The 2681-nt window shown below is 65.2% G+C and carries 6 protein-coding genes and 1 pseudogene; all 7 read right to left on the bottom strand.

The genetic code is table 11. From position 1 onward, the window contains the following. Positions 1-205: pseudogene (locus tag CCR97_RS21055) on the bottom strand (hypothetical protein); the annotation flags it as partial. A 42-nt stretch (positions 206-247) separates the two neighbouring features. Next, entirely contained in the window at positions 248-1006 is a 759-nt protein-coding gene (locus CCR97_RS21050; protein WP_146618788.1) for a hypothetical protein, read from the bottom strand. A 1-nt stretch (position 1007) separates the two neighbouring features. Further along, positions 1008-1631 carry a phage protein Gp27 family protein gene (locus CCR97_RS21045; RefSeq protein WP_111358098.1) on the bottom strand — a complete coding sequence of 208 codons (624 nt, stop codon included), beginning with the start codon at positions 1629-1631 and terminating at the stop codon, positions 1008-1010. A 1-nt stretch (position 1632) separates the two neighbouring features. Then, positions 1633-1935 carry a VpaChn25_0724 family phage protein gene (locus CCR97_RS21040; RefSeq protein WP_244670592.1) on the bottom strand — a complete coding sequence of 101 codons (303 nt, stop codon included), beginning with the start codon at positions 1933-1935 and terminating at the stop codon, positions 1633-1635. A 1-nt stretch (position 1936) separates the two neighbouring features. After that, positions 1937-2257, bottom strand: a complete 321-nt coding sequence (locus CCR97_RS21035) for a DUF2730 family protein (protein ID WP_170145913.1) — start codon at positions 2255-2257, stop codon at positions 1937-1939. Next, the gene (locus CCR97_RS21030; protein WP_207199541.1) at positions 2254-2526 is read right to left on the bottom strand and encodes a hypothetical protein; all 273 of its coding nucleotides are present in this window, start codon (positions 2524-2526) and stop codon (positions 2254-2256) included. The genes CCR97_RS21035 and CCR97_RS21030 overlap by 4 nt, the downstream gene beginning before the upstream one ends. Then, positions 2477-2681 (bottom strand): hypothetical protein (locus CCR97_RS31405; RefSeq protein WP_207199540.1); only part of this gene is annotated, 205 nt, incomplete at its 5' end. The genes CCR97_RS21030 and CCR97_RS31405, both read right to left, overlap by 50 nt.

Below are 2681 nucleotides of genomic sequence, written 5' to 3'. Positions count from 1 at the left end.
CGTCGGCCCCGATCCCCCAGGTCGCTCCGATGCGGCGCGACTTGTCGACGACGACGAGCTGCGTCTTCGAGGTGGCGGCCAGCAGCTCGCGCTGATACGGCAGCAGCACGGCCGGCAGGCTTTCGCCGGCGAGCGCAGGCGGCAGCTCGCTCGACGTCTCGTGGCGGTGCCTGGCCCAGTCCTCGGTCGACGCCAGCGCCTTCATCAAGACCTCACTTGCTCGTCGCTCGATGTGGCCGCCATTCCTTCACGGGATCTCGTCGTCGGCATCAAACTGCCTTTTTGCAGTCCGCCAAACGTCTGCCGCTGTCTCCGCATAGTTCTCGACGTCTTCGCGCTTCGCGGCCGGCACGTCCGGCCCCAAGAAAACGCTCAGCCTCTCTGCAATCCGAACGATCGCGCCAACGAGCGTCTCCAATTCGTTATAGGTCAGTCTCGTGCTGAATTCCTCGTATGTCAGATGCGCAACGCCGAGATTCCGGAAGTGCACCAACCGACCGTGCACTTTCCAATCGATCTTGGCGTATTCAGCACGGAAGCCGACGATAGCGCTACGCGCCTCTGCTTCGGTTCTCTCAGGAAACAGCACGTCTGGACGGGCAATGGATTTTTTCACGAGCGCTTCTACGACCTCGTCGCGCTTCAACAGTCGGTTCACTCCCTGATAGCTAACCTTGCTGAAATCACTATCAAGTAACGCGTAGATTCGAATTACTGCCATTAATACGACGTCTGACCGATAACCAGCGACAATGTCCCACTCAGCTCGGTCGTCGCCCATCTTCTCCTTCATAAACTGATTTGCGCCGGCCCAAAGCCCAAACGAGACCGCAGTACGGAATGCAAGGCTGTTCAGGCGCGGGAACGCTCGCTCAAGCCAGCTAATAGCTTCTTCAACAGCCATGTCGGAGAAGCGGTTCGAAATACAAATGTTGAGAAATTTCCGAATCCGTTTCCTAGCAACGGCCAGGAAGCACAGACTTGAACCATGGGCTCGGATCTTCATCTTAAGTCCCTCCCGCAATGCTCTTGTACACGGGTCGGGTCACCCCGAGAATCTTCGCCTTGATGCTCTCCACCGTCTCGGCCGACAGCCCCTTGCTGGCCGCGACCGCATCGACCGCCTTCGCGGCCTTAGCCTGGAACTCGGTCTCGATCTTGCGCCGCGTCTCGGACGAGATGCGCTTGGCCTTCTCGGCGTGCTCCAGGGCGCGGCCCGTGAACATGAGCATCTGCGCGGTGCTGCCGTCGGCTTCCAACTCGCCGGCGTTCGAGAGCATCTCGTGCGCCAGCATCTTGATGCTCTCGGAGATCAGGAGCGTCAGGCTGTCGTCGCCGGCTTCCTCGAATTTCGGCGCCAGAGCGGCGGCGATCTCCTTCGCTTCGGCGAGCCGGGCGCCGAGCACGGAGAGCCGCATGGACGCCCGGCCGAAGGCACTGCGCGAGACCTGCGGCGGGTCCATGACGCCTTCCATGAGGGCCGCGGCGCGCAGGCGAGCGTTGAACTCCTCCAGGATGTCGAGCGCTGTCCGCTTGTTTGCTTTCAGCTCCCGGAACGCCCACATCTTGGCCTCGTCGGCCCAGTCGGGCAGACGGTCGAGTTTCGAGAGCTGGCCACGGCCCCGCGCCATCTCACGCCTCCGGCCGTGACGGCCGCTTGACGCCTTCGATCGCGATCGTGCGATCGAGATGACGCCGGCCGGTCTCGGTGAGGGTCGCGACCTTCACGGAGCCGACGTCGACGATCGTCACGGCGCCCATCTCGCCGAGATACGCCAGCTCGCCGTGCACCCACGCGCGCGGCCGCGCGATCCCGAAGGTCTCCAGCGAGACGCGCAGCATTTCCGAGTTCAGCCGCTCGTCGATCTGCTCGCCGAGCGTCCGCAGGATGATGAGGCGGGCCTCCTCGCGAATGATGCGGTCCATCGTCGTCATGTCACTTCGCCTGCTCGAGCAGATACTCCTGGAGCCGCATCGAGGTCGCCGCCATCGGGCCGATCCGCTCGGTGAGCGCCTTCAGGTCGCCGCGCATATCGGAGAGCGCCAGCTCCAACCGATGCGTCGCCTCGCGGTTCGGCAGGTTCTCGATCTGGCCCTCGATCTGCGTCGTGCGCGTCTCGACCGCGCTCACACGGGCGCTGATCGCCGCGAGCGCGTCGGCCGAGGCCTTCTTGCGCTGGGTGACGACCGTGTAGGCGAAGCTCGCCAGTGCCACGGCCGGGCCCGACAAAGCGAGCAGAACGGTGTCGAGTGTCACTTCACGCCCTCGCATGCGTCGCCCGTGTCGGCGCCGGCGAAGCCGGCCCGCAGGCATTCCCAGTCGCGCCGCGCGGCGCCGATGATGGTGTTGGCGCGCTTTCGCGCCGTCTGCTCGCGCTCCGCCACGGCGAGCACCGACTCGCCCTTGCGCGGCGGCAGCACCGGCACGGGCTGCAGATAGGCCGGCGCCGGCGGGATGCTGACGGCCGGCGGCTCCCTAGCGGGAGAAGAACCGCACCCCGCGATCGGTGAGATCGCAGCGACCATCGAGCAGACCAGGGCCGCCGCTCTTGCGGGCCGCGCCGCCCGGGCGACCGGCGGCGCGCAAGATCTCGATCTCGGATTGCAGCTCACGATGTCGCTCCTGCGCGGTCGCGTCCTGCTCCTGCAGGCGCCGCGCGGTCGCCTGGGCGGATTCGGCG

The sequence above is a fragment of the Rhodoplanes elegans genome (assembly GCF_016653355.1).
Lineage (GTDB): Bacteria > Pseudomonadota > Alphaproteobacteria > Rhizobiales > Xanthobacteraceae > Rhodoplanes > Rhodoplanes elegans.
This window is presented reverse-complemented; position numbering and strand designations above follow the sequence as displayed.